20 protein-coding genes are annotated in these 25052 nt (G+C 70.9%); 10 read left to right on the top strand and 10 right to left on the bottom strand.

Annotation, left to right across the window (positions count from 1 at the left end):
• Window positions 1-86: 86 nt before the first annotated feature.
• Window positions 87-1424: an N-acetylmuramoyl-L-alanine amidase gene (locus ACFYVL_RS11890; protein WP_389243355.1), complete on the bottom strand. Its 1338-nt coding sequence runs from the start codon at window positions 1422-1424 to the stop codon at window positions 87-89.
• Window positions 1425-1551: 127 nt separating this feature from the next.
• Here ACFYVL_RS11890 and ACFYVL_RS11885 point away from each other — a divergent pair, with 127 nt between their 5' ends.
• The 4 genes from ACFYVL_RS11885 (at window position 1552) to ACFYVL_RS11870 (ending at window position 7632) form a co-directional block, all read left to right on the top strand.
• Window positions 1552-2319 carry a TIGR03089 family protein gene (locus ACFYVL_RS11885; protein WP_389243353.1) on the top strand — a complete coding sequence of 256 codons (768 nt, stop codon included), beginning with the start codon at window positions 1552-1554 and terminating at the stop codon, window positions 2317-2319.
• A gap of 175 nt (window positions 2320-2494) precedes the next feature.
• Window positions 2495-3865: an LCP family protein gene (locus ACFYVL_RS11880; protein WP_389243351.1), complete on the top strand. Its 1371-nt coding sequence runs from the start codon at window positions 2495-2497 to the stop codon at window positions 3863-3865.
• 228 nt (window positions 3866-4093) lie between these two features.
• Entirely contained in the window at window positions 4094-5863 is a 1770-nt protein-coding gene (locus ACFYVL_RS11875; RefSeq protein WP_389243349.1) for an LCP family protein, read from the top strand.
• A 32-nt stretch (window positions 5864-5895) separates the two neighbouring features.
• The gene (locus tag ACFYVL_RS11870) at window positions 5896-7632 is read left to right on the top strand and encodes an LCP family protein (protein WP_389243347.1); all 1737 of its coding nucleotides are present in this window, start codon (window positions 5896-5898) and stop codon (window positions 7630-7632) included.
• 120 nt (window positions 7633-7752) lie between these two features.
• Here ACFYVL_RS11870 and ACFYVL_RS11865 read toward each other — a convergent pair whose 3' ends face one another.
• Window positions 7753-8778: a glycosyltransferase family 2 protein gene (locus tag ACFYVL_RS11865; protein ID WP_389243461.1), complete on the bottom strand. Its 1026-nt coding sequence runs from the start codon at window positions 8776-8778 to the stop codon at window positions 7753-7755.
• Between the two features lie 82 nt (window positions 8779-8860).
• Here ACFYVL_RS11865 and ACFYVL_RS11860 point away from each other — a divergent pair, with 82 nt between their 5' ends.
• Window positions 8861-10417 carry an LCP family protein gene (locus ACFYVL_RS11860; RefSeq protein ID WP_389243345.1) on the top strand — a complete coding sequence of 519 codons (1557 nt, stop codon included), beginning with the start codon at window positions 8861-8863 and terminating at the stop codon, window positions 10415-10417.
• 16 nt (window positions 10418-10433) lie between these two features.
• Here ACFYVL_RS11860 and ACFYVL_RS11855 read toward each other — a convergent pair whose 3' ends face one another.
• The gene (locus tag ACFYVL_RS11855) at window positions 10434-10982 is read right to left on the bottom strand and encodes an acyl-CoA thioesterase (protein WP_389243343.1); all 549 of its coding nucleotides are present in this window, start codon (window positions 10980-10982) and stop codon (window positions 10434-10436) included.
• A 106-nt stretch (window positions 10983-11088) separates the two neighbouring features.
• Between ACFYVL_RS11855 and ACFYVL_RS11850 the strand changes: the two genes are divergently transcribed.
• On the top strand, window positions 11089-12402 hold the full coding sequence (locus ACFYVL_RS11850; protein ID WP_389243341.1) for an LCP family protein: 1314 nt from the start codon (window positions 11089-11091) through the stop codon (window positions 12400-12402).
• Between the two features lie 288 nt (window positions 12403-12690).
• Window positions 12691-13929, top strand: a complete 1239-nt coding sequence (locus ACFYVL_RS11845; RefSeq protein ID WP_389243339.1) for a dipeptidase — start codon at window positions 12691-12693, stop codon at window positions 13927-13929.
• A gap of 16 nt (window positions 13930-13945) precedes the next feature.
• On the opposite strand, the gene ACFYVL_RS11840 is transcribed toward ACFYVL_RS11845, so the two are convergent.
• Complete coding sequence (locus ACFYVL_RS11840) at window positions 13946-15283, bottom strand: UDP-glucose dehydrogenase family protein (protein WP_389243337.1); 1338 nt, start codon at window positions 15281-15283, stop codon at window positions 13946-13948.
• A 208-nt stretch (window positions 15284-15491) separates the two neighbouring features.
• Here ACFYVL_RS11840 and ACFYVL_RS11835 point away from each other — a divergent pair, with 208 nt between their 5' ends.
• Window positions 15492-16652 carry an acyl-CoA dehydrogenase family protein gene (locus ACFYVL_RS11835; protein WP_389243335.1) on the top strand — a complete coding sequence of 387 codons (1161 nt, stop codon included), beginning with the start codon at window positions 15492-15494 and terminating at the stop codon, window positions 16650-16652.
• Window positions 16653-16719: 67 nt separating this feature from the next.
• Here ACFYVL_RS11835 and ACFYVL_RS11830 read toward each other — a convergent pair whose 3' ends face one another.
• From ACFYVL_RS11830 to ACFYVL_RS11815, 4 genes are all read right to left on the bottom strand, one after another.
• On the bottom strand, window positions 16720-17091 hold the full coding sequence (locus ACFYVL_RS11830; RefSeq protein ID WP_389243333.1) for a hypothetical protein: 372 nt from the start codon (window positions 17089-17091) through the stop codon (window positions 16720-16722).
• 210 nt (window positions 17092-17301) lie between these two features.
• Window positions 17302-18489, bottom strand: coding sequence for a dipeptidase (locus tag ACFYVL_RS11825; RefSeq protein ID WP_389243332.1), 1188 nt, complete (start codon window positions 18487-18489; stop codon window positions 17302-17304).
• Window positions 18490-18491: 2 nt separating this feature from the next.
• Window positions 18492-18992: a 5-(carboxyamino)imidazole ribonucleotide mutase gene (purE, locus tag ACFYVL_RS11820; protein ID WP_389243459.1), complete on the bottom strand. Its 501-nt coding sequence runs from the start codon at window positions 18990-18992 to the stop codon at window positions 18492-18494.
• Between the two features lie 22 nt (window positions 18993-19014).
• A complete protein-coding gene (locus ACFYVL_RS11815) occupies window positions 19015-20166 on the bottom strand; it encodes a 5-(carboxyamino)imidazole ribonucleotide synthase (RefSeq protein WP_389243330.1) in 1152 nt (383 codons plus the stop codon).
• 207 nt (window positions 20167-20373) lie between these two features.
• Between ACFYVL_RS11815 and ACFYVL_RS11810 the strand changes: the two genes are divergently transcribed.
• Window positions 20374-20922, top strand: coding sequence for a GtrA family protein (locus ACFYVL_RS11810; protein WP_389243328.1), 549 nt, complete (start codon window positions 20374-20376; stop codon window positions 20920-20922).
• Between the two features lie 5 nt (window positions 20923-20927).
• Here the strand turns inward: ACFYVL_RS11810 and ACFYVL_RS11805 are convergent, their stop codons facing one another.
• A complete protein-coding gene (locus ACFYVL_RS11805; RefSeq protein WP_389243326.1) occupies window positions 20928-22205 on the bottom strand; it encodes an ATP-binding protein in 1278 nt (425 codons plus the stop codon).
• A gap of 158 nt (window positions 22206-22363) precedes the next feature.
• Window positions 22364-23041, bottom strand: coding sequence for a response regulator transcription factor (locus ACFYVL_RS11800; RefSeq protein WP_389243324.1), 678 nt, complete (start codon window positions 23039-23041; stop codon window positions 22364-22366).
• Between the two features lie 447 nt (window positions 23042-23488).
• Between ACFYVL_RS11800 and ACFYVL_RS11795 the strand changes: the two genes are divergently transcribed.
• Window positions 23489-25015 carry a peptide MFS transporter gene (locus ACFYVL_RS11795; RefSeq protein ID WP_389243322.1) on the top strand — a complete coding sequence of 509 codons (1527 nt, stop codon included), beginning with the start codon at window positions 23489-23491 and terminating at the stop codon, window positions 25013-25015.
• Window positions 25016-25052: the final 37 nt, after the last annotated feature.

Genomic DNA, 25052 nt, shown 5'->3' with positions numbered 1-25052 from the left:
GGCCAGTGTATGCAGACTGTTCGATACGTCCCGGTCGGCGCCCCGCGCGGTGAGCGGCGGGGCGCAGCGTGTACGTTGCGGTCCCGTCAGCGTCCCTGGAGGCGGGCCGCGGTCCCTCTGGCGGTCCCGAGCTTCCGGTACAGGTGCCCGCCGGGGCACTCGGTGGCGAAGCCGTCCCGGTGGCCCGAGATCACGTTGAGCCGGACGTCCCTGCCCTTCTTGTAGAGGTTGCTGCCCCCTGAGGTGAGGTGGGTGGTGGCCTTCGGGTTGGCGCCGTGCAGTCCGAGCTTCCAGGCGGCGAGTTTCGCGACGGCGTTCACGGCCGCGGCGGGCGGATTGGAATGGGTGTACGTCCCGAGGACGGCGATGCCCATGCTGTTGGTGTTGAAACCGAGAGTGTGCGCTCCCAGGACCGGCTTGGCCACACCCCCGGCACGTCCTTCGTAGACGTTGCCGCACTTGTCGACGGCGAAGTTGTAGCCGAAATCACGCCAGCCGCTGCTCTTCACGTGGTAGCGGTAGATACTGCGCAGTACTGAGCCCGACTGCGAACAGCTGTACCCGTTTCCGGACGCGCTGTGGTGGACGAAGGCGACCTTGATCGTCTTCGTGTAGACGTTGCCCTTCTCCTTCAGCTTCTCGTCCGCGCCCCAGCCCTTGCGCGTGACGATCCGCGGGCGGGGTCCGATGTGCGGCCGGGCCGCGCCGTACTCCGCTTCCGCTTCGGCCCGGGTCCGCGCCTCGTCCAGCTCCGGGATCTCCAGGCCGGCGGCGGGTGCGCGCAGGGTGCCGCGGCGCGGTTCGGCGCCCGGGTCCACGAGGTCGAGCCGCAGTCCGCGGGGCAGCGCCGCCGGCACCCCGGGGGCGGCGCCGAAGACCGCGCCCGTCGCTCCGGTGCGCGCGGCGCGGGGCAGCACGCGTGCCTCGACCCCGTCGGAGGGGCCGACCCACAGCGGGGCCGTGGAGCCGTGGGTGCGGCCGGTGTTCGCCTCCGCCGACGCGAGGTCCGCGCCGTGGTCGGCGTCGCCCGCCGCCAGGTCCTGCCAGCCGGACCAGACCCGGCCGCCGACGGCTCTCGTACGCACCTGGACCTGGCCGCGCAGCGCGGCGCGCGGGTCGTCCCAGACGACTCCGACCAGCGAGAAGGGCGCCACGTCACGGGAGTTGACGCCCAGCACCGCGCCCGCGCCGGCCGTCGCGGGGGCGGCGGCGGCCAGCGCGCGCCGCGGGCCGTCCGCGTTCCGCCCGCCCAGCGGGGCGAGCGGGACGGACCGGGTGGACCCCGGCAGCTCCGCGGCCTGCGCACCGCCGCGGCCCGCGTTGTCGGAACCCGCCCCGGCCGGAGCGCCGTCGGGCAGGACGAGGGTGAGCGCGAGTACGGACGCGCAGGCGAGAGCGATCGAGGAACCAACGAGTGCACGCATGCACCAAATCTTGGACATAGTCATATAAATCTGTCCATCGGTGAACTGACGCCCTGTCTGCCGGACGGGTGGCCCCCGGCACGGCCGCCGGCCCGCGGCCAAGGCCCCCCGGGCGTACGCTCCTCGGATGAACTCCACCGACCGCACCCCTGCCGACCTGCTGCGTTCCGCGCTCGCCGCGGATCCGGGCCGTCCCCTCGTCACCTTCTACGACGACGCGACGGGCGAGCGCGTCGAACTGTCCGTCGCCACCTTCGCCAATTGGGTGGCCAAGACCGCCAATCTCCTCCAGGGCGACCTCTCCGCGGGCCCCGGCGACCGGCTCGCGCTGCACCTGCCGGCGCACTGGCAGACCGCGGTCTGGCTGCTGGCCTGCTCCTCGGTGGGCGTCGAGGCCGACGTACGGGGAAAGCCGGAGGCCGCGGACGTCGTGGTCAGCGGGCCGGACTCGCTCGACGCGGCACGGGCCGGGCGGGGCGAACGCATCGCGCTGGCGCTGCGCCCGCTGGGCGGCCGGTTCCCCCGGCCGCCGGAGGGCTTCGCCGACTACGCGGTCGAAGTCCCCTCCCAGGGCGACCGGTTCGCGCCCTTCGCCCCCGTCGACCCGGACGAGGTGGCACTGAGCGTCGACGGTACGGAGCTGACGGCGGCCGAACTGGTGGAGCGGGCGCGCGCGGACGCGGCGGCGCTCGGGCTCGGTCTCGGGTCCCGGGTGCTGTCGGGGCTCGGGTACGACACGTGGGAGGGACTGTCCTCCGGTCTGTACGCCCCGCTGGCCGCCGGTGGCTCGATCGTGCTGTGCCGCAACCTCGGTGAGCTGTCCGCCGAGGGGCTCGCGGCACGCGTCGAGAGCGAGCGCGTCACGCACCGGGCGGGCCTGCCCGGCGCGTCGTAACGGAGGTACGCCGCCGGGGCCGCCCATCCGGTGAACCGGGGCGCGGCCTCGCGGACCCGGGAGCGGCCCCGGTACATGATCGGTTGCACGCACAACCAAGCGCTGGTTTCAGCCGTCTACTCCTGCGATCGACGGCCCAGCGTGCCGCCGACTCCGTACAAGGATGGACGCAGACGTGACCGAGACTGCTGGCACGCCCCACGAACCGGACGAGTCGGCAGCAGCGGCCGGGCCACCCGAGTCCCCCGGGGCAGAGGGGGCCACGGAGTCCCCGGAGGCGGCCGGGACCACCAAGGACACGGAGTCTCCCGAGGCCGACGGAACCCCCGAGGCCGACGGCTCCCCCGCCGTCGCGCCGCGGCCCCGTCGGCACTGGGTCCGCTGGGCCGCCGCGGGGGCCGCGGTGGTGGTGCTCGCGGCGGCCGGGACCGGCTGGTGGTTCTACCAGAAGCTGGACGGCAACATCACCACGGACACCAGCGCCGCCGCCGAGCTGCGCACCTGGGAGAAGGAACGTCCCACCCAGGCCCCGGTCGCGCAGAACGCCCAGAACATCCTGCTGATCGGCTCCGACTCGCGGGCCGGCGGCAACGCCAAGTACGGCCGCGACGAGGGCACCCAGCGCTCGGACACCACGATCCTGATGCACCTGGCAGCCGACCGCCGCAGCACGACCGCGGTGTCCATCCCGCGCGACCTGATGGTGGACATCCCCAGCTGCACGAAGTCCGACGGGACGCGCACCCGGGCGATGTTCGCCCAGTTCAACTGGGCGTTCGAGATGGGCGGTACGGCCTGCACGATCCGGACGGTCGAGAAGATGACCGGTATCCGGCTGGACCACCACATGGTGGTCGACTTCCAGGGCTTCAAGGACATGGTGGACGCGGTCGACGGCGTCGACGTCTGCCTCAAGGAACCCATCAACGACCGCGACGCGCACCTGAAGCTGCCGGCCGGCCCGCAGACCCTCAACGGCGAGCAGGCGCTGGGCTACGTACGTGCCCGCAAGAGCATCGGCGGCGGCAGCGACACCGAACGGATGGACCGCCAGCAGCAGTTCCTCGCCTCGCTCGTCAACAAGATGCAGTCCACCGGCGTCCTGCTGAACCCGACGAAGCTCTACCCGGTGCTGGACGCGGCGACCAAGTCGCTGACCACGGACCCCGGTCTGGCCTCGCTGCGCGATCTCTACGACCTGGTGAGCAGTGCCCGGGACGTGCCGACGGACAAGATCCAGTTCATGACCGTGCCGCGGCGCCCCTATACGTACGACAGCAACCGCGACGAGCTGGTGCAGCCGCGGGCGGCGACGCTCTTCAAGCAGCTGCGGGAGGACACCCCCGTCACGGTGACGCCCGCCAAGTCCACCGAACCGGGTGACGGATCGGGTGAAGGGACGCCCGACGGGGGGACGGAGGAGACCGGAGGTGACGGTTCCGACGGAAAGAACGGCACGCGCAAGCCCGACGACCAGGGCCCGGCCACACCCTCTCCGACCCCGACTTTCTCGGGTACAAACGCCGCCACGGGCATGTGCGGGTAAAGCGATTGCCAAACCGTGGGCGAGCCCCGTTGCGTTTTGGATGGATTGCCCGGTTGTAAGGGGCGTGGAATTTGTCACTGCCGTCGCTCGTCCCTGATCTGGACAGATAGTGTGACGCGATCCAGTGCAACGAGCCGCTCAACGGGTCACGCACGCACGACTGGACCGAATGACCGAGCGCCTGGGGGGAGGCGCCTCGCGTGGGACCGACGGAGGACTCAGGCAACCGTGGACGCGCACAGCCGAGGCGGGGCGGACGAGATCGACCCCGCCGACCAGTGGGTTCTCAACCCGCACACCGGCCATTACGAACTGCGACTGGATAATTCCGCAGGGTCCCCGACCCCCAGAGGCGGGCGCCCGCAGGGCGGACCGCGCGGACGCGGCCGGGAGGTCCGCGAGCAGCGCAGCCGGGAGACCGGGTCGCCCAGGCGCGAGGTGCCGCCCCAGCGGAGCCGCAGGCAGTCACCTCCGGACGGTCGTCCGGGGGGCAACGGCAGCGGCGGCGCGCAGCAGGCGGGCCGCCGCAAGCGCAAGCAGGCCAAGCCGCGCAAGCGGGCCCTGAAGGCGACCGGCATCGTCCTGGGTGTCGTGCTGGTGGCCGGCAGCGTCGGCGCGTGGGCGCTGTACGAGCACTTCAACGGCAACCTGAAGTCGGTGGACGTCTCCGGCGGCTCGGGCGGCTTCAAGAAGGACCAGGCCGTCAACATCCTGGTGATCGGCACCGACAAGCGCGTCGGCGAGGGCAACGAGGGCTACGGCGACAAGGACAGCCCCGGCCACGCCGACACCACGATCCTCTTCCACGTCTCCAAGGACCGGACCAACGCCACGGCGCTGTCCATCCCGCGCGACCTGAAGATGCCGATCCCGGACTGCCCCACCAAGCAGGAGGACGGCTCGGAGAAGATCGTCCCGGGCAGCGCGAAGGACCGTTTCAACACCAGCCTCGGCCAGTCCGGCCGTGACCCCGGCTGCACCATGCGCACGGTCAAGCAGCTCACCGGGCTGACCGTCGACCACTTCATGATGGTCGACTTCAACGCGGTGAAGACGCTGACCAGCGCGGTCGGCGGGGTGGACGTCTGTGTCGCCAGGGACATCAACGACAAGGACTCCAAGCTCAAGCTCACCAAGGGCACGCACACCCTGGAGGGCGAGCAGGCGCTGGCCTTCGTACGGACCCGGCACAGCTTCGGCAGCGGCTCCGACCTCAGCCGGATCGAGACCCAGCAGCAGTTCCTCGGCGCGATGATCCGCAAGATGAAGTCCAGCGAGACGCTGACCAACCCGGGCAAGCTCTACAGCCTGGCGGACGCGGCCACCAAGGCGCTGACCGTCGACTCGGGCATCGGCAGCATCGGCAAGCTCCAGTCGCTGGCCGAGGAGCTCTCCAAGGTCGACCCGAAGAACATCACCTTCGCGACGCTCCCGGTGCTCGACAACCCGGACGAGCCGGTGGGCCGCAAGGCCACCGTCGTCGTCAACAACGAGAAGGCCGATCCGCTCTTCGCGATGATGCGCGCGGACACCTCGTTGACCGAGGTGAAGAAGAAGGAGAAGGAACAGAAGGCGCAGGCCAATGCCAAGCAGGACGCCCTGCTGAAGGGCACCAAGGCCGCCGCCGAGGACGTCCGGGTCAATGTCTTCAACGGGGGCGGGCCCAGCGGCGCCGCCCAGGAGACCCTGTCCTGGCTCCAGTTGACCAAGGGCGCCAAGCTGGCGACCAACGGCGGCAACTCGCCGAAGCCCGACATCCCGAAGACCACCCTGGAGTACGGCGAGAACCAGGCCGACCAGGCGCGTGCGCTCGCCGCGATGATGGGCCTGCCCTCCTCGGCGATGAAGCCGACCGGGCAGCAGGCGGCCGAGCGGGAGCCGATGGTGCTCACGCTGGGCAAGGACTTCACGGCTGCGGGGCAGCCGCTCGGCGGACCCGTCAAGGCGCCCGAGGGCATCCAGCGGGCCAACGCCGACAAGTCGGTATGCGCCAAGTGACCGCCGGTCACCGCGCGTTGACAAACATCTGAATGGGAGTGGGTGGGGGGCCGGTGGGCAACAGTGTGCAGGGGGAGGGAACCCGGGCGCGCAGCCTCGGCTGGGACGAGAGTCTCTACGAGGACGGGGCGCACGGGGAGTCCGACACATCGGACAGAGCGGCCGGCTCCGCCGGGGACGGCGGCGGCCACCGCAGGGGAGGCTCCCGGCGGCGCAGGCGCGGCAGCGGCGACGGCGAGGGCCGGAGCAGGAAGAAACGCATACTGCGCTGGACCGCGATAACCCTGGCCGTGCTGATTCTCGGCACGGCCGCCGCCGGCTATCTCTACGTCCGCCACCTCGACTCCAACCTCCGGGGCGGCAACCGCAGCAACAACGAGGGCCCGCCCAAGCCCGAGGCGAACGCGGCCGGGCAGACCCCGCTCAACATCCTCCTCATCGGCTCCGACAGCCGTAACGAGAAGGAGAACCTGGCGCTCGGCGGCAGCAAGGAATCGGTGGGCAGCAAGCCGCTGGCCGACGTGCAGAAGCTGCTGCACGTCTCCGCCGACCGCAAGCACGCCTCGGTGGTGAGCATCCCCCGCGACACCCGGGTGAACATCCCCGAGTGCAGTGACGCCAAGACCGGTGAGAAGTTCCCGAAGACCAACGGGATCATCAACAAGGCACTGGGCCGCGGCGGCCCGAGCTGCGTGCTGGACACCTGGCAGCAGCTCACCGGCATCTACATCGACCACTGGATGATGATCGACTTCTCCGGTGTGGTGAAGATGTCCGACGCGGTCGGCGGCGTCGACGTGTGCCTCAAGCAGGGCGTCTGGGACCGTTCCAAGCCCGGCGTCCGCGGCGGCTCGCACCTCAAGCTCCCGGCGGGCACCCAGAAGATCCAGGGCGAGGACGCGCTGAAGTGGCTGCGCACCCGGCACGCGTTCGAGAGCGACAAGGGCCGCGCCAAGGCGCAGCACATGTACATGAACTCGATGCTCCGCGAGCTCAAGTCGCAGAACGCCTTCACCGACACCGGCCGGCTGACCGACCTGGCGGAGGCCGCCACCAAGGCCCTCTCGGTGTCGGACGAGATCAAGTCGGTGACCAAGCTGTTCAACCTGGCGATGCAGCTCAAGGACGTCCCGTCCGACAGCATCACCATGACGTCGCTGCCCACCGTCCAGGACCCGCAGGACGCCAACCACTACGTGGTCGCCGAGAAGGACGCCGCGAAGGTCCTCACGATGATCCGCGACGACATCCCCTTCGACAAGAACGGCGACAAGAACGACGGCAAGGGCGACGGAAAGCAGGCCAAGAAGCCCGCCGGCCCCAAGCCCAAGGCCCCGATGACGGCCCCCGGCGAGCTGGCGGTCACCGTGCAGAACGGCACCGGTACCGACGCCAAGGGGCCCGTCAAGGGCCGCGCCTCCGACATCGCGGGCGTCCTCACCGGCAAGGGCTACGCCCGTGCCACCGCCAACCGGGAGCCCCCGGCCACCGAGCACACCACGGTCACCTTCCCCAGTGCCGAACTGGAGGGCGACGCGCAGGCGGTCGCCAAGGCGCTCGGCATTCCGGACTCGGCCGTCAAGAAGTCCTCGGCCGCCTCGGGCGTCACCGTGGTCGTCGGCTCCGACTGGCGCACCGGCAACGCCTTCCCGAAGGCCGCCGCACCCACCGCGGGCGACGTGCCGGACAGCGCCGAGGCCGTCACCGGCAACGACACCAAGGCGTGCATGGACGTCTACGCGCCGTACCGCTGGAACGGCAAGGACTGATTCCGGCGGTACGACAGCAGGGCCCGGCCCGCGCCTTCACCGGCGCGGACCGGGCCCTGCTCGCTGTGCGGGTGCGCACCGGACGCCCGCCCGGTGCGCACCCGAGCCGGGTACGTCCGCTCAGACGCCCGCGCCGTGCCCCTGGACCGCGGGGCGGCGGCTGGCGATGACGCGCTTGGCGAGGGACTTCGGCGAGGTGAGGAAGCCGTACCCCCAGGACATGTGCATGGTGGCCAGCGCCACCGGGATCTGCGCGCGGGCCTTCAGGGACAGCCCCTTGCCGGCCGGGACGGAGCCCGCGGTGATCGCGGCGAGGTAGCCGGCCGGGACGACGAAGCCCCACGGGGTGACGAACGCGCCCACCACGACGCCCGCGGCGATGGCGCACACCGCGGTCGGCGGGGCGAGGTAGCGCAGGTTGATGGAGCCGGAGTGGTAGCGGGCGACGACGTGCCGCCAGCGGCCGTAGTCCTTGTACTGCTTGGCGAGCGCCTTCACCGAGGGGCGCGGCCGGTACTGGACCTTCAGTTCGGGCGAGAACCAGATCAGTCCGCCCGCCTCGCGGATGCGGAAGTTCAGCTCCCAGTCCTGGGCGCGGATGAACTCCTCGTTGTAGCCGCCCTGCTGCTCCAGCGCCTCGCGGCGGAAGACGCCCAGGTAGACGGTCTCGGCCTGCTGGGCCTCGCCGCCGGTGTGGAAGGCGGCGTTGCCGACGCCGATCTTCGAGGTCATCGCGGCGGCGACCGCGTCCTCCCAGGCGTTCTCGCCCTCGGCGTGCATGATGCCGCCGACGTTCTGCGCGCCGGTCTCCTCCAGGAGGCGGACGGCGGTGGCGATGTAGTTGGCGGAGAGCATGCCGTGGCCGTCGACGCGCACGACGATCGGGTGGCGGGAGGCCTTGATCGCGGCGTTCAGCGCGGCGGGGGTGCGGCCGGTGGGGTTGGGCACCGTGTGCACCCGGGGGTCCTCGGCGACCAGTTCGGCGGCGATCTCGTCGGTGCGGTCCGTGGAGGGGCCGAGCGCGATCACCACCTCCATCTCGCCGTCGTACTCCTGCTCCAGGATGTGGCGGACCGAGTTGCGCAGGTGCCGCTCCTCATTGAGGACCGGCATGATCACGGAGACCGCGGGGGCGGCGGCGGGGATGGCGTTCACATCGGCTCACGTTACCGCGAACGGGGGACACCCTCGCGCGGCGGCCGTGGCGGTGCCGCGGGCTGCAGATCGTATGGGCATACGGTGCACGCGATCCCCGTCCTGTGCCCTCGCGGAGGTGTCCCCCGTGCCCGTGCCACCCCGTCAGCCAGCCCCGCGCCCGCGAGAGAGCCGCCGACGGGAGCAGCTCGCCCGGGAGCGGCGCTCCGGCGGGAGACGCTCCGGCGACCGGCGTCGCAGGCCGGACGAGCGGCCCCGCTGGGGAATGCGGGCCGCGACCACCCTCTCGGTGCTGGTGCTGGCCGCGGGCGGCATCGGCCACGCGGTGGTGACCAGCATGAACACCCAGATCAGCCGGGTCGACCCGTTCAAGGACATGAAGAACAGGCCCGAGGCCGGGCACGGCATGAACTTCCTGCTGGTCGGCACCGACGGCCGGGACAAGATCACGGCCGAGGAGAAGCAGAAGTACCGGCTCGGCGGCGCCCCCTGCCACTGCACCGACACGGTCATGGTCGTGCACGTCTCCGAGGACCGGAACCGCGCCAGCGTCGTGAGCCTGCCCCGCGACAGTTACGCGGAGATGCCCGAGCACACCGACGAGACGACGGGCGACCACCACAAGTCGCACCCGGTCAAGCTGAACGCGGCGTACGCGGAGGGCGGCCCGGCGCTCACCACCCGCACCGTGGAGCACATGACGGGCGTCAAGATCGACCACTATCTGGAGGTCGACTTCACCAGCTTCATGAAGACGGTGGACGTGCTCGGCGGCGTCGACATCTGCACCACCTCCCCGCTCAAGGACAGCTACACCGGCCTCGACCTCGCGCCGGGCACCCACCGCCTCGGCGGCGGCGAGGCCCTGCAGTACGTACGCTCGCGGCACATCGACGGGGCGTCCGACCTGGGCCGGATGCAGCGCCAGCAGCGCTTCCTGGCGGCCTTCATCGCCAAGGTGACGGACAGCGGCGCGCTGCTGAACCCGGTGAAGTTCCGCGAGGTGGCGGGCACCCTGCTGGGGTCGGTACGGGCCGACAGCGGGTTCGGCACCCCGGAGATGTTCGCCCTGGCGCAGGCGATGCGGGGCTTCACCCCGGCGTCCTCGGAGTTCACCTCCGTGCCGATCGGGCGGATGAGCTTCCCGGTCAAGGGCATCGGGTCCACCCTGAAGTGGGACGAGGCCAAGGCGAAGAAGCTCTTCCAGGCGCTGCGGGACGACCGGCCGCTGTCGGTGCCGCGCCCGAAGAAGCCGCGGGCGACCACGGTGGACGTCTCCCCGGAGCAGGTCCGTGTGCAGGTCGACAACGGCACCCGGATCGCGGGGCTGGCGGGGCGGGTGGAGACGGGGCTGCGCGGCACCGGGTTCCGCACCACCGGCACCCCTGGCAACGGCGCCCGCCGGGACCTGACCCGCACGCTGGTCACCTACGACCCCCGCTGGGACCGCTCCGCCAAGTCCCTGGCGGCGGCCCTGCCGGGCTGCGAGCTGAAGCCGGTGCCCGGCCAGGGGAGCCTGATGCGGGTCACCGCGGGCGCGGACTTCCGCGCGGTCTCACCGGTCCGGGCGGAGGACCCCTACCAGGGCGAGTTCGGCACGGTCACGGGCGACCAGGTCACCTGCCCCTGAGACGGGGCCGCCGGGGTCAGTCGTTGAGTCCGTCGGCGGCCCGGCGGTCGCGCAGCTCCTTGATCGCCCGGCGCCGCGCCAGCCGGTGCGTGCGCCGGATCTGGGCCTCCTGGTAGCGCCGCCGATCGCGCTCCGTCTCAGGTATCACCGGCGGTACGGGGCGCGTCTTGCCGTCCGCGTCGACCGCGGCGAACACCAGGTACGCGGAGCCCACCTGCTGGGCGGGCGTCGACTCGTTCCACCGCTCGGCCAGCACCCGTACCCCGATCTCCATCGAGGAGCGGCCGGTCCAGTTGCACTGCGCCTTGACGTGCACCAGGTCCCCCACCTGCACCGGCTCCAGGAAGACCATCTCGTCCATGGAGGCCGTGACGGCCGGCCCGCCGGAGTGGCGGCCGGCCACCGCACCCGCCGCGTCGTCCACCAGTTTCATGATCACGCCACCGTGCACGGTGCCGAGCAGATTCGTTTCCGCAGCGGTCATGATGTGGCTCAGCGTGGTGCGGGAAGCGGAGGTGGGCTTGCCCGGAATGGGTTCTTCCGGGGCCTGGGCCTGATCTGTCATGCCCTCTACTTTATGCGCGTGCACATTGCATCAGCTCTGCAACAGCCAGGCCCCGATTTCCCACCCGGCCTTCTGGCCACCCCGGCGCAGCCCGCACACTGAGGACATGAGCGACTGGCCCAGTGCACGAAACGACGGCAACGACCGGTACGGCCGAGGCAGCGCGGGAGCACAGCCCGAGGGCCCCCGGGTGATGCGGCATGTGCAGCGCGGCCAGGCCTCCCGGCCCGCTCCCCAGCGCCCCACCGCCCCGCCGCCCGGCGTTCCGCCGCAGCAGTCGCAGGGCTACGACGACGACTACCCGGTCTGGGACGGCGGCGCCCAGCAGGGCGGCAGCCGCAACGACGGGTACAACACCGGCCAGGTCTACGGCGGCGGCAACCGCTCCGGCGGTCCGGGCGGGCCCGGCGGTTCCGGCGGCGGCCGGGGCCCGCGCCCCGCCCCCAACTGGGGACGCCGCATCAAGGTCGGCGCGATCACCGTCGTCTCGGTCCTCGCGATCACCTCGGTCGCCACCTACTTCTGGGCCGACTCCAAGGTCCGCCGCGAGGTCGACCTCTCCAAGGTCATCGACCGGCCGGAGGAGGGCGACTGCACGACGTACCTGATCGTCGGCTCCGACAGCCGCGAGGGCATGAGCGCGGAGGAGAAGAAGAAGCTGCACACCGGCTCCGCCGAGGGCAAGCGCACCGACTCCATGATGATCCTGGCGTCCTGCTCCAGCGGGAACACGATGGTCTCGCTGCCGCGCGACTCGGACGTGGAGATCCCGTCCTTCGTGGGCTCGGAGTCCGGCAAGCGGTACGAGGGCCGTGGCCAGCGCATGAAGCTGAACGCCGCGTACGCCCAGGACGGCCCCGAGCTGCTGGTCCGCACCGTCGAGCACAACACCGGCCTGCGCATCGACCACTACGCGGAGATCGGCTTCGCCGGGTTCGCGAACATCGTGGACGCGCTGGGCGGCGTCGAGCTGGACATCCCCAAGGCGTTCAAGGACAAGAAGTCCGGCGCCGACTTCCAGGCCGGCAAGCAGACCCTCAACGGCGAGCAGGCCCTGGCCTTCGTCCGCACCCGGTACGCCTTCGCCGAGTCCGACCTGGCGCGCACCAAGAACCAGCAGAAGTTCCTGTCGGCGCTGGCCGGCCAGGCGGCGACGCCGGGCACGATCCTCAACCCGTTCTCGCTCTACCCGACGCTCGGGGCGGGTCTGGACACGCTGATCGTGGACAAGGACATGGGGCTGTTCGACCTGGCCGAGATGTTCTTCGCGATGAAGGGGATCAGCGGCGGCGACGGCACCTCGATGAACATGCCGAAGTCGGGCTTCCGGGGCGGCAACGTGGTGTGGGACAAGACCAAGATGAAGCAGCTGGTGAAGCAGATCCAGAACGACGAGAAGGTCACCGTCACCTCGGACTGACCGCGCGCCCGGGACTGACCGCGCCCCCCCCGGACCGAGCCGCCGTCGGGCCCGTCCGGGGCGCCCCGGAAGGGGGTCCGGACGGACGGTCGCGGGCTCTCTCGCGGGCCCGTCCGAGCACATGCGCCCAGGGGCGTCCGCCACGTGCGGGCGCCCCTGTCGCACGTCGGCGCACCGCCGTGCCCGGATCGCCGTACCCGGGTCCCCCGAATGCCACACCCGCCGTGAACCCCCGGCACCCCCGTGCCACGGTTGCCGTACTGCCGTCGCGGAACCGGAGCACCTTTCATGGCATTGCTGCAGGACGACCCGCAAGCCTCCCCCGTCGCGGGCCAGCCGGCCCGCGAGACACCCGGCACGCCACGGGCGGAGCAGCAGGTCACCGACCCTGCCACCGCCCCGGCCGGCACCGAACCCCTGTCCGCCGCCGAGCCCGCGCCCGCCGCCGAGCCGCTGCTGGAACAGGCCCGCGCCCTGCTCGCCGTCCACCCCGTCGCCGACGGGCACAACGGGCTCGCCTGGGCGCTGCGCAGCGTCCCCTGGTCCGACATAGAACTGGGCGAGAGCAGCCTCGACACCGACATCCCCCGGCTGCGGGCGGGCGGCGTCGGTGCCCAGTTCTGGTCGCTGCACACCACGGCGGCCCGGCACACCCCCGCGAAGGACACCGCAGCCGGAACCGGCCCCGCCGAGGGGACGGCAGCGGCGGCGGAAGCGGGCAGCGGTCCCTGCCCGGTCGCCCTCACCCTGGAGCAGATCGACCGCGTCCTCGCCATGGTCCGCAGCCACCCCGAGGGCCTGCGCCTCGCGCTGAACGCGGGCGAGGTCGGTGACGCCCGGTCCTGCCGCCGGATCGCCTCCCTGCTCGGCCCGGCCCAGGCCGCCGCGCTGGGCGACTCGCTCGGCACCCTGCGCTCCCTGCACACCCTGGGCGTGCGCTGCGTCACCCTGAGCGGCACGGCCTGGGCCCGGCCCACCGGGCTCACCCGGTTCGGCCAGGAGGTCGTACGGGAGATGAACCGGATCGGCATGCTCGCCGACCTCAGCGGCGCCGGTGCCGAAACGGCCCGTGACGCCCTTGGTGTCACCAAGGCCCCGGTGATCTTCACCCGGTCCGGGGCAAGCGCCCTGACCGACCACCCGGCGAACGTGCCCGACGACATTCTGTCCGCGCTGCGCGACAACGGCGGCCTGTGCATGGTGCCCCTCGCCGCCGACCGCACCGGCCCCTCGGTCGCCGCCGTCGCCGACCACCTCGACCACGTGCGCGCCCTGGCGGGAGCGGACTGTGTCGGTCTCTCCGGTACGTACGACACGGGCGCCGGCCATCCCGCCGGGCTGGCGGACACCGCCTGCTACCCGCTCCTGATCGCCGAACTCCTCGGCCGGGGCTGGCCGGAGGCCGACCTGGCCCGGCTCACCTGGGGCAACTTCCAGCGGGTGCTGCGGGACGCGGAGTTCACCGCCCGCGCGGCCCAGCAGCGCCGGGGCCCCTCCACCGCCCGCATCGAGGAGATGGACGGCTGAGCGGCGGGCTTCGCCCTCAGGCCCTGGGGCGGCCCATCGCGCGGAACGTCCAGCCCGCCTCGCGCCACTTCGCGGCGTCGAGGGCGTTGCGGCCGTCCAGGATCAGCCGCCGCGCGACCGCCGTGCCCAGCTCCGCCGGGTCCAGCTCGCGGAACTCGCCCCACTCGGTGAGGTGCAGCACGATGTCCGCGCCGCGCACCGCGTCCAGGGCACTCTCCGCGTACCCGAGGGTCGGGAAGACGCGCCGGGCGTTGGCCATGCCCTTGGGGTCGTAGACGGTCACCTGACCGCCCTGGAGGTGGATCTGACCGGCCACGTTCAGTGCGGGCGAGTCCCGCACGTCGTCCGAGTCGGGCTTGAAGGTGGCGCCGAGCACCGCGACCCGCCTGCCCAGGAAGCCGCCCTCCCCCAGCGCCTCGCGCGCCAGCTCGACCATGTGGCCGCGGCGGCGCATGTTGATCGAGTCGACCTCGCGGAGGAAGGTGAGCGCCTGGTCGGCGCCCAGCTCACCGGCGCGGGCCATGAACGCCCGGATGTCCTTGGGCAGGCAGCCGCCGCCGAAGCCGATGCCGGCCCGCAGGAACTTCTTCCCGATCCGCTCGTCGTGCCCGATCGCCTCGGCCAGCTTCGCGACGTCGCCGTCGGCGGCCTCGCACACCTCGGCCATCGCGTTGATGAAGGAGATCTTGGTCGCGAGGAAGGAGTTGGCGGCCGTCTTCACCAGCTCCGCCGTCGGGAAGTCCGTCACCACGAAGGGCGAGCCCTCGCCCAGCGGCCCCGCGTACACCTCGCGCAGGATCTTCTCGGCGCGCTCGCTCTCCACCCCGGCGACGATGCGGTCCGGGTGCAGGGTGTCCTCGACGGCGAAGCCCTCGCGCAGGAACTCCGGGTTCCAGGCCAGCTCGACGCCCTCGGGCGCCAGCTCGGCCAGCAGCTCCTTCAGGCGCGCGGCGGAGCCCACCGGCACGGTGGACTTGCCGACGACCAGAGCGTCGCTCCTCAGGTGCGGGGCGAGGGAGGTGAAGGCGCTGTTCACGTAGCTCATGTCGCAGGCGTACTCGCCGTGCTTCTGCGGGGTGTTGGTGCACACGAAGTGCACGTCGCCGAACTCCCCCGCCTCCTTGAAGTCCATGGTGAAGCGCAGCCGGCCGGTGGCTCCCGGCAGCCCCTCCACGTGCTTGTGCAGCAGTTCCTCCAGGCCCGGCTCGTAGATCGGCACCCGGCCCGCCGACAGCATCTCGATCTTCTCGGGCACGACGTCGAGCCCGAGCACCTCGAACCCCAGCTCCGCCATGGCCGCTGCGTGGGTGGCGCCGAGGTAGCCGGTGCCGATCACGGTGATCCTGAGGGCCATGTGGTGCTCCTAGAGAAACGGGCGGGACAGCGCCGTACTTGCGCGCGGCACAACGCGCCCGAGCATATCCGGGTGCCTGTAGGGGCACATTCAGCGCGAGCCGACGCTGTCGGCAAACTCACGTATCCCTGATCGCCCGCAACCCCTAAAATCAGGGTTATCGATCAGGTTACTTAACGGTAGTTAGCACCTTTGGGAGTGAGAGACCTTGGCAGGTTCGCCCGATTTCGACCTGTACCGCACGTCCGAGGAGCACGACATGCTCCGGGAGACCGTGCGCGCGCTCGCCGAGGCGAAGATCGCCCCGCACGCGGCCGAGGTCGACGAGAACGCCCGCTTCCCGAAGGAGGCCCTGGACGCGCTGATCGCCGCCGACCTCCAGGCGGTGCACGTCCCCGAGGCGTACGGCGGCGCGGGCGCGGACGCCCTCGCCACGGTCATCGTGATCGAGGAGGTGGCCCGCGTCTGCGCCTCCTCCTCCCTGATCCCCGCCGTCAACAAGCTCGGCTCGCTCCCGGTGATCCTCTCCGGCTCCGAGGAGCTGAAGAAGAAGTACCTGGCCCCGCTCGCCAAGGGCGAGGCGATGTTCTCGTACTGCCTCTCCGAGCCGGACGCGGGCTCGGACGCGGCCGGCATGAAGACCCGCGCGGTGCGCGACGGCGACTTCTGGGTCCTCAACGGCGTGAAGCGCTGGATCACCAACGCGGGCGAGTCCGAGTACTACACGGTCATGGCCGTCACCGACCCGGAGAAGCGCTCGAAGGGCATCTCGGCCTTCGTCGTCGAGAAGTCCGACGAGGGCGTCTCCTTCGGCGCCCCGGAGAAGAAGCTCGGCATCAAGGGCTCGCCGACCCGCGAGGTCTACCTCGACAACGTCCGCATCCCCGCCGACCGCATGATCGGCGCCGAGGGCACCGGCTTCGCCACCGCGATGAAGACCCTGGACCACACCCGCATCACCATCGCGGCCCAGGCGCTCGGCATCGCCCAGGGCGCCCTGGACTACGCGAAGGGCTACGTCCAGGAGCGCAAGCAGTTCGGCAAGCCGATCGGCGACTTCCAGGGCGTGCAGTTCATGCTGGCCGACATGGCCATGAAGCTGGAGGCGGCCCGCCAGCTGACCTACGCGGCAGCCGCCAAGTCGGAGCGGGTCGACGCCGACCTGACCTTCTTCGGCGCCGCCGCCAAGTGCTACGCCTCGGACGCGGCCATGGAGATCACCCTGGACGCCATCCAGCTCCTCGGCGGCTACGGCTACACGCGGGACTACCCGGTGGAGCGGATGATGCGCGACGCGAAGATCTGCCAGATCTACGAGGGCACGAACCAGGTTCAGCGCATCGTGATGGCGCGCAACCTGCCCAAGTAACGGACGCGAAAAAAGGGGTGCCCGCCGGGGCACCCCTTTTTTCTTACCGGAATCCTTTCCCGGAGACCTAGGCGACCCCGCCGCCCTTGGTGCGGCAGTAGGAGTCCTTTCCGTCCCGCCGCAGACAGATGGTGAGCGTCAGCTTCTCACCCTCGGGAATGTTGATGGATTCCGACTTGCACGTGCCGTAGCCCCCGGCGACGACCGTCTTCCAGAGCGGACCGGTGGAACGCCGCAGATAGGCCACTGCCGCGAAGCCGTCCTCCTGCGCGTCGCAGACCTGCGTCAGGTCACCGTTGGCGACGAAGGAACCCGCGCCGCCCGAGCGGTAGTCGGTGGTGTAAACGTTGACGATATTCGTGCCGGCCCACGCGCTGCCGCTCGTCAGCATGATGAGTCCGGCCGTGACGGCACCGGTGAAAGCCAATTTACGCTTCATGAATGAGTGATCCCCCAGAACTCACAGGACGCGGGCTCCCCGCGCCGCGCCTGAGAGTAGGCGAACCGCTTCATTCCTGGCAAGGAATTTTATCCTCCGCCCCATTTCCGGAATGCCCGTAATTCTGGCGGAATTCGTCTGACGGAATTCACTGCCGGGCGGGGACCACGGGGCGAGGGGAGGGCGGCCGGAGCCGCCCTCCCTCTGCGGTCAGCCGTCGAGCTGTTCCAGGGTGGCGTTGGACGGGGCCCGGCGGGGCTGGAGGTCGCGGGCGACGGATTCGGCGTCGCGCAGGACCCGTACCGCGTTCTGCCAGGTCAGCTTGGCGAGGTCCGGGGTGGACCAGCCGCGCGAGATCAGCTCGGCGATCAGGTTGGGGTAGCCCGCGACGTCCTCCAGGCCCGCCGGGGTGAAGGCGGTGCCGTCGTAGTCGCCGCCGATGCCGATGTGGTCGATGCCGGCGACCTCGCGCATGTGGTCGAGGTGGTCGGCGACCGTGGCGGCGGTGGCGGTCGGGCGGGGGTTGTCCGCCTCGAAGGCGCGCTGCACCTTCATGCCCCCGGCGGTGGTGTCGAGGTGGTGCAGGCCGTGGGCGCGCATGTTCTCGTCCGCGCGCAGCGTCCAGGAGACCGCCTCGGGGAGGATGAACTTGGGGACGAAGGTGGCCATCGCCACGCCGCCGTTGGCGGGCAGCCGGGAGAGGATCTCGTCCGGGATGTTGCGGGGGTGGTCGCAGACCGCGCGGGCCGAGGAGTGCGAGAAGACGACCGGCGCCTCGGAGGTGTCCAGGGCGTCGCTCATGGTGGTGGCGGCGACGTGCGAGAGGTCGACCAGCATGCCGACGCGGTTCATCTCGCGGACGACCTCGCGGCCGAAGGCGCTGAGGCCGCCGACGCCGGGCTCGTCGGTGGCCGAGTCCGCCCACGGGGTGTTGTCGTTGTGGGTGAGCGTCATGTAGCGGACGCCCAGGGTGTGCAGGGCGCGCAGGGTCGCGAGGGAGTTGTTGATCGAGTGGCCGCCCTCGGCGCCCATCAGGGAGGCGATCCGGCCGCCGTCCCTGCGGGCCGCCTCCATGTCGTCGGCGCTCAGCGCGCGGACGAGGTGGTCGGGGTAGCGGGCCAGCAGCTGGGCGACGACGTCGATCTGTTCGAGGGTGGCGCTGACCGCCGAGTCCCCGGTCAGGTCGGTGCGTACGTACACCGACCAGAACTGCGCGCCGACGCAGCCGGACTTCATCCGGGCCAGGTCCGTGTGCAGGTGGGCGGACTGGTCGGCGCCGATGTCCAGCCGGTCGAGGTCGTAGCGGACCTGCTCGCGCAGGGCCCAGGGGAGGTCGTTGTGGCCGTCGACGACGGGGAAGTCGGCGAGCAGTGCGCGGGCCGCAGCCAGGTGGTCCATGTCTACTTCCCGAAGCCGAAGGAGTCCGCGGTGCCCATGGCCTTGGTGCGCAGGCGCTTGCCCTTCTCGGTGGCCTGCGCGTTCAGCTCCTGCTGGAACTCCCGCATGCGGGCGAGCAGGGCCGGGTCGTGGGCGGCCAGGACGCGGGCCGCGAGGAGGCCCGCGTTGCGGGCGCCGCCGACCGAGACGGTGGCGACCGGGACGCCGGCCGGCATCTGGACGATGGACAGGAGGGAGTCCATGCCGTCCAGGTACTTCAGCGGGACGGGGACGCCGATGACCGGGAGGGGGGTCACCGAGGCGAGCATGCCGGGGAGGTGGGCGGCGCCGCCCGCTCCCGCGACGATCGCCTTGAGGCCGCGGTCCGCGGCCTGCTCGCCGTACGCGATCATCTCGTGCGGCATCCGGTGGGCCGAGACGACGTCGACCTCGTAGGGGATCTCGAACTCGGCCAGCGCGGTGGCGGCGGCCTCCATGACGGGCCAGTCCGAGTCCGAGCCCATCACGATGCCGACCAGCGGTGCGTTACTCAACGATCGTTCCTCGCAGGTAGCCGGCGGCGTGACGGGCGCGGTCCAGCACCTCGTCGAGGTCGTCGCCGTAGGTGTTGACGTGGCCGACCTTGCGGCCGGGCTTCACGTCCTTTCCGTACATGTGGATCTTCGCCTGCGGGTCGCGGGCCATCACGTGCAGGTACGGCTTGTACATGTCGGGGTAGTCGCCGCCGAGGACGTTGCACATGACGGTCCAGGCCGCCCGGGGGCGCGGGTCGCCCAGCGGGAGGTCGAGGACGGCGCGGACGTGGTTGGCGAACTGCGAGGTGATCGCGCCGTCCTGGGTCCAGTGGCCGGAGTTGTGCGGGCGCATCGCGAGTTCGTTGACCAGGATGGCGGGGTTGCCGTCCGCGTCGCGTACCTCGAAGAGCTCGACCGCGAGGTGGCCGACGACGTCGAGTTCGGCGGCGATGCGGATGGCGAGCTGCTGGGCCTCGCCGGAAAGCGCCTCGGCGAGGTCGGGGGCCGGGGCGATGACCGTGTCGCAGACGCCGTCGACCTGCTGCGACTCGACGACGGGGTAGGCGACGGCCTGCCCGTGCGGGGAGCGGACGATGTTGGCGGCCAGTTCGCGGACGAAGTCGACCTTCTCCTCGGCGAGGACCGGGACCCCGGCGCGGAAGGGCTCCTGCGCGTCCTCCTCGGAGCGGACGAACCACACGCCCTTGCCGTCGTACCCGCCGCGCACGGTCTTGAGGATGACCGGGTAGCCCTCCCCCTCGTGGGCGAAGGCGGTCACGTCCGCCGGGTCGCTCACGATGCGGTGGCGGGGGCACGGTGCGCCGATCGCGGTGAGCTTCTCGCGCATCACCCCCTTGTCCTGGGCGTGCACCAGCGCGTCGGGCCCGGGACGGACGGGGATGCCGTCCGCCTCCAGCGCCCGCAGGTGTTCGGTGGGGACGTGCTCGTGATCGAAGGTGATCACGTCGCAGCCGCGCGCGAAGGCGCGCAGCGTCTCCAGGTCGCGGTAGTCGCCGACGACGACGTCGCCGACCACCTGGGCCGCCGAATCCTGGGGGGTGTCACTGAGGAGCTTGAACCTGATACCGAGGGGGATGCCCGCCTCGTGGGTCATCCGGGCGAGCTGTCCGCCACCGACCATGCCTACTACGGGGAACGTCACCCGGACAGGGTATCCGTAGGCATCCACCACCCGGCACGAGCGGTCCTTCGTACGAACCCACAAGGGCCGGGGGGCGTGCGCAGCGGGCCCGCGACCCGGGCGAGACCCGTTCCACAACCGGACGCCGCACGTCATCCCGCCCGACGAGGGGGTGACGGTTAGCATGGCCGGGTTGACGACATCAACCGAACGGGGTCGACGGACATCATGAGCGAACCTGGCGGAACGGCGCTGCGGACCCGCTTGGAGCAGCTCGCGCGCGAGGTCGCCAAGTTCGGAGCGGTGGGCGGTCTCGGCCTGCTGGTCAACATGGCCGCGTTCAACGTGCTGCGGCACACCACCGACCTCCAGGTGGTCCGGGCCAGCGTGCTGGCCACCCTGATCGCGGTCCTCTTCAACTACCTCGGCTTCAGGTACTTCACCTACCGCGACCGCGACAAGAGCGGCCGGGCCAGGGAGCTGACGCTCTTCCTGCTGTTCAGCGGAATCGGGGCGGTCATCGAGAACGGGCTGCTGTACGCGGCGACGTACGGCTTCGGCTGGAACACCCCGCTGCAGAGCAACTTCTTCAAGGTCTTCGGGATCGGGGTGGCGACCCTGTTCCGCTTCTGGTCCTACCGGACGTGGGTCTTCCGGGCGCAGCCGGCGAAGGAGGCCGTGGAGCAGGCCCGCCCGGTGGCTCCGGAGGCGTCCGCGCAGCCGTCCGGCGCGGCGGCGCGCCCCTCGACCTCTCCGGTGCCGAGCCGCCTCACCTGATCGTCTTACCTGATCGTCTTGCCGTTCGCGTCCGGGTCCCGCCTGCTGTCGGGCACGACGGTGGAGAGGAAGAGGGCGAAGACGGCGGGCTTCTGCTGGAGCAGTTCCAGGCGTCCGCCGTCCGCCTCCGCGAGGTCGCGGGCGACGGCGAGGCCGATGCCGGTGGAGTTGCGGCCGCTGATGGTCCGCTCGAAGATCCGTGCCCCGAGGTCGACGGGGACGCCGGGGCCCTCGTCGGTGACCTCGATGACGGCCTGGTTGCCGGTGACCCGGGAGCGCAGGGCGACGGTGCCGCCGCCGTGCATCAGGGAGTTCTCGATGAGCGCGGCGAGCACCTGGGCGACGGCTCCGGGGGTGCCGACGGCCCGCAGGTTCTTCTTGCCCGACCGTACGATCGCCCGCCCGGCGCTGCGGTAGGCGGGCCGCCACTCCTCGATCTGCTGCTTGAGCACTTCGTCGAGGTCGAAGGCGACGGCCGAGCCGGTGCGGGGGTCGCGCGAGTTGGTGAGGAGCCGCTCCACCACGTCGGTGAGGCGCTCGACCTGGGTGAGGGCGATGGTCGCCTCCTCCTTCACCGTCTCCAGCTCGTCGGTGAGGGTGATCTCCTCCAGCCGCATGGAGAGCGCGGTGAGGGGGGTGCGGAGCTGGTGGGAGGCGTCGGCGGCGAGCCGGCGTTCGGCGGTGAGCATGCGCCCGATGCGTTCGGCGGAGGAGTCCAGTACGTCGGCGACCCGGTCGAGCTCGGGGACCCCGTACCTCTTGTGGCGGGGCCGGGGGTCGCCGGAGCCGAGGCGTTCGGCGGTCTCGGCGAGGTCGGTGAGCGGGGAGGCGAGCCGGTTGGCCTGGCGCACCGCGAGCAGGACGGCGGCGACGACGGCGAGCAGGGCGACCGCGCCGATGATCAGCAGGGTGCGGCCGACCTCGCGGGTGACGGTCGAGCGGGACTCCTGGACGGTGACGGACTCGCCGCGCTCGCCGGTGGCGCGGGCCTGGATGACGCCGTCGGTGGGACGGCTGCCGATCTCTATGGGGGCGCGGCCGGGGATCTCGATGCGGGCGTAGCGGTGGTCGCCGACCTGTTTGACCAGGACTTCGCGGCTGACGTTGCCGTCGCCGCCGAGCCGGCCCTCGACGACGCTCACCAGCCGCAGCGCCTCGGAGTCGACGGACTCCTGGGCGCTGTTGCTGATGGTGCGGGTCTCGACGATGACGAGGGAGACCCCGAAGACGGCGATGACGACGAGCACCACGGCGAGCGTGGAATTGATCAGACGGCGGCGCATGGGTCAAGCATGCACGGTGGGGGCGGGGCGCAGGTGCGGGCCGGGCGGGGGCGGGTTGTCCGGCTCCGCCGGGGGCCGCCCCCTTGCCCGCCCGTTCCGCCCCCGGGGGCGGCCCCGCCGCCCAAGCGGGCGGGCGGCGTAGGGCCTGAAGGGAAGGGTCAGCTCTTCTCGAAGCGGAAGCCGACGCCGCGCACGGTGGCGATGTAGCGGGGGTTGGCCGCGTCGTCACCGAGCTTCTTGCGCAGCCAGGAGATGTGCATGTCGAGGGTCTTGGTGGAGGACCACCAGGTGGTGTCCCAGACCTCGCGCATCAGCTGGTCGCGGGTGACGACCCGGCCCGCGTCCCGGACCAGGACCCGCAGCAGGTCGAACTCCTTGGCCGTGAGCTGGAGTTCCTCCTCCCCCATCCAGGCGCGGTGCGACTCGACGTCGATCCGTACGCCGTGGGTGGCGGGGGCCGGGACGGGCTCGGTGGAGCCGCGCCGGAGCAGGGCCCGGACCCGGGCGAGGAGTTCGGCGAGCCGGAAGGGCTTGGTGACGTAGTCGTCGGCGCCGGCGTCGAGGCCGACGACGGTGTCCACCTCGTCGGCGCGCGCGGTGAGCACCAGGATCGGCACGGAGAGGCCGTCGGCGCGCAGCCGGCGGGCGACCTCCAGGCCGTCCATGCCGGGCAGCCCCAGGTCGAGCACGACGAGGTCGATCCCTCCCTGGAGTCCGGCGTCCAGGGCGGTCGGTCCGTCCTCGCGGACCTCGACCTCGTAACCCTCCCGACGCAGTGCGCGGGCCAGTGGCTCCGAAATGGATGCGTCGTCCTCGGCGAGCAGTACACGGGTCATGAGGGGAATGTTAGTCGGCGCGGCGAGTGGGCCGGGGCGTGATCAACAAGGAAGACAGGGCGAGAAGAAGCGCCTGCGACTCAGTTGGCCGATCCTGTGAAGGACCTTTGAATGTGCAGAGTTAGTTCCATAGTCACCTGTGATCCATCTCTCAAGTCCTTCCATATGCCGCACTGTCGTGTCGTAAGGTGGCGAACACGTTTGTTGAAGTATTCGGGGGCCTTTGGCAGCAATGACTGCGAAAGGTCTCTTTCTGTCTGGAGCGGCAGTGGCTAGCCGCCGGTCCGGGCAGCAGTGAATGACCTATGGGCCGGGCTCCGCGCGCAATGATGCGTCTCGCGGGGCGTGGATCCCGGTGCGGTACCCCGCGCCGGTGCCGGCCCACCCCCCACCGGGCGCGTACCCCCGTGTTCCACGTGGACGCGTCCCGAGCAAGCAAGGATCGACATGGCGTCCAGCCTGACGAAGGAAACCCCCGGGGCAGCTGCCGGGGACAAGGCCTTCTTCGGCCACCCCCGCGGCCTGGCCACACTGTTCATGACCGAGATGTGGGAGCGCTTCTCCTACTACGGCATGCGGGCCCTGCTCGTGATGTACCTGGTCTCCGGCGGCGCCGACGCGGCCACCGGCAGCCAGGGCGGCGGCCTCGCGATGACCGCGGCCACGGCCACCGCCATCTACTCCGTCTACGTGGCCATGGTCTACCTCATGGCCATGCCCGGCGGCTGGATCGGCGACCGGGTCTGGGGCGCCCGCAAGACCGTCCAGATCGCCAGCTTCGTGATCGTGGCCGGTCACCTCTCCCTGGCGCTGCCGGGACAGGTGATGTTCTTCGTCGGCCTGTGCCTCATCGCGGTCGGCTCCGGTCTGCTCAAGGCCAACATCTCCACGATGGTCGGTCACCTCTACACCGACCCGAAGGACGTACGCCGCGACGGCGGCTTCACGATCTTCTACATGGGCATCAACCTCGGTGCCGTGCTCGCGCCCTTCGCCATCGGCATCCTGGGCGAGAAGGTCAACTGGCACCTCGGCTTCGGTCTCGCCGCGGTCGGCATGGCGATCGGCTCGATCACCTTCATGATCGGCTCCCGCGGCTTCAACAAGGAGGACGACCGGGTCCCGAACCCGCTGTCCGCCGCCGAGAAGCGCGCCGTCGTCACCAAGGTGCTGGGATGCGCCGCCGTGATCGCGGCCTTCTACCTGCTGGTCGGTTTCACCGACGTCTTCACGCTGACCAAGAACTGGGTGCTCGTCCCGATCATCCTGGCCGGTCTGCTGATCCCGATCGCCGTGCTGGTCAAGATCAAGCGGGACAAGGACCTGTCCGGCGAAGAGCAGACGAAGATGACGGCGTTCATCTACTTCTTCGTGGCTGCCGCCGTGTTCTGGATGATCTTCGACCAGGGCGCCTCGACGCTGTCGCTGTTCGGTGACTCCAAGACCGAGCGCAGCATCTTCGGCTGGGAGATGCCCAACACCCTCTTCCAGGCCCTGAACCCGGGCTTCATCATGCTGCTCGCCCCGGTCGCCGCCGCCGTCTGGCTGGCGCTGGCCAAGCGCAACCGCGAGCCCAGCACGATCGTGAAGTTCTCCATCGCCCTGGCGGTGGCCGGTGCCTCGTTCTTCGTGTTCCTCGTTCCGATGAACCTGGCCACCGACGGCACGAAGGTCACCATGTGGTGGCTGGTGCTCATCTTCCTGATGCACACCGTGGCCGAGCTGTGCCTCTCCCCCGTGGGTCTGTCGCTGACCACGAAGATGGCGCCGAAGAAGTACGCCTCGCAGATGATGGGTGTCTTCTTCCTCGCCGTCACCGCGGGCGACAGCGTGACGGGCATGCTGTCCGTCGCCGGGGTCGACCTCAACAGCCCTGGTGTGGTCGTCTTCGAGGCCGCCGCGGCAGTCCTCGCGGGCGTCCTGATCTACCTGTCGCGCAACAAGGTCCGCGCGCTGATGGGCGAGGTGCGCTGAGCACGCGCCGCACGTGGCTCGTGGCTCGTGGCTCGTA

Origin of the sequence: Streptomyces sp. NPDC004111, assembly GCF_042874215.1 — a bacterium.
Classification (GTDB): domain Bacteria; phylum Actinomycetota; class Actinomycetes; order Streptomycetales; family Streptomycetaceae; genus Streptomyces.
The sequence above is the reverse complement of the archived record's forward strand: the minus strand, read 5'-3'. Positions and strand labels throughout refer to the sequence as shown.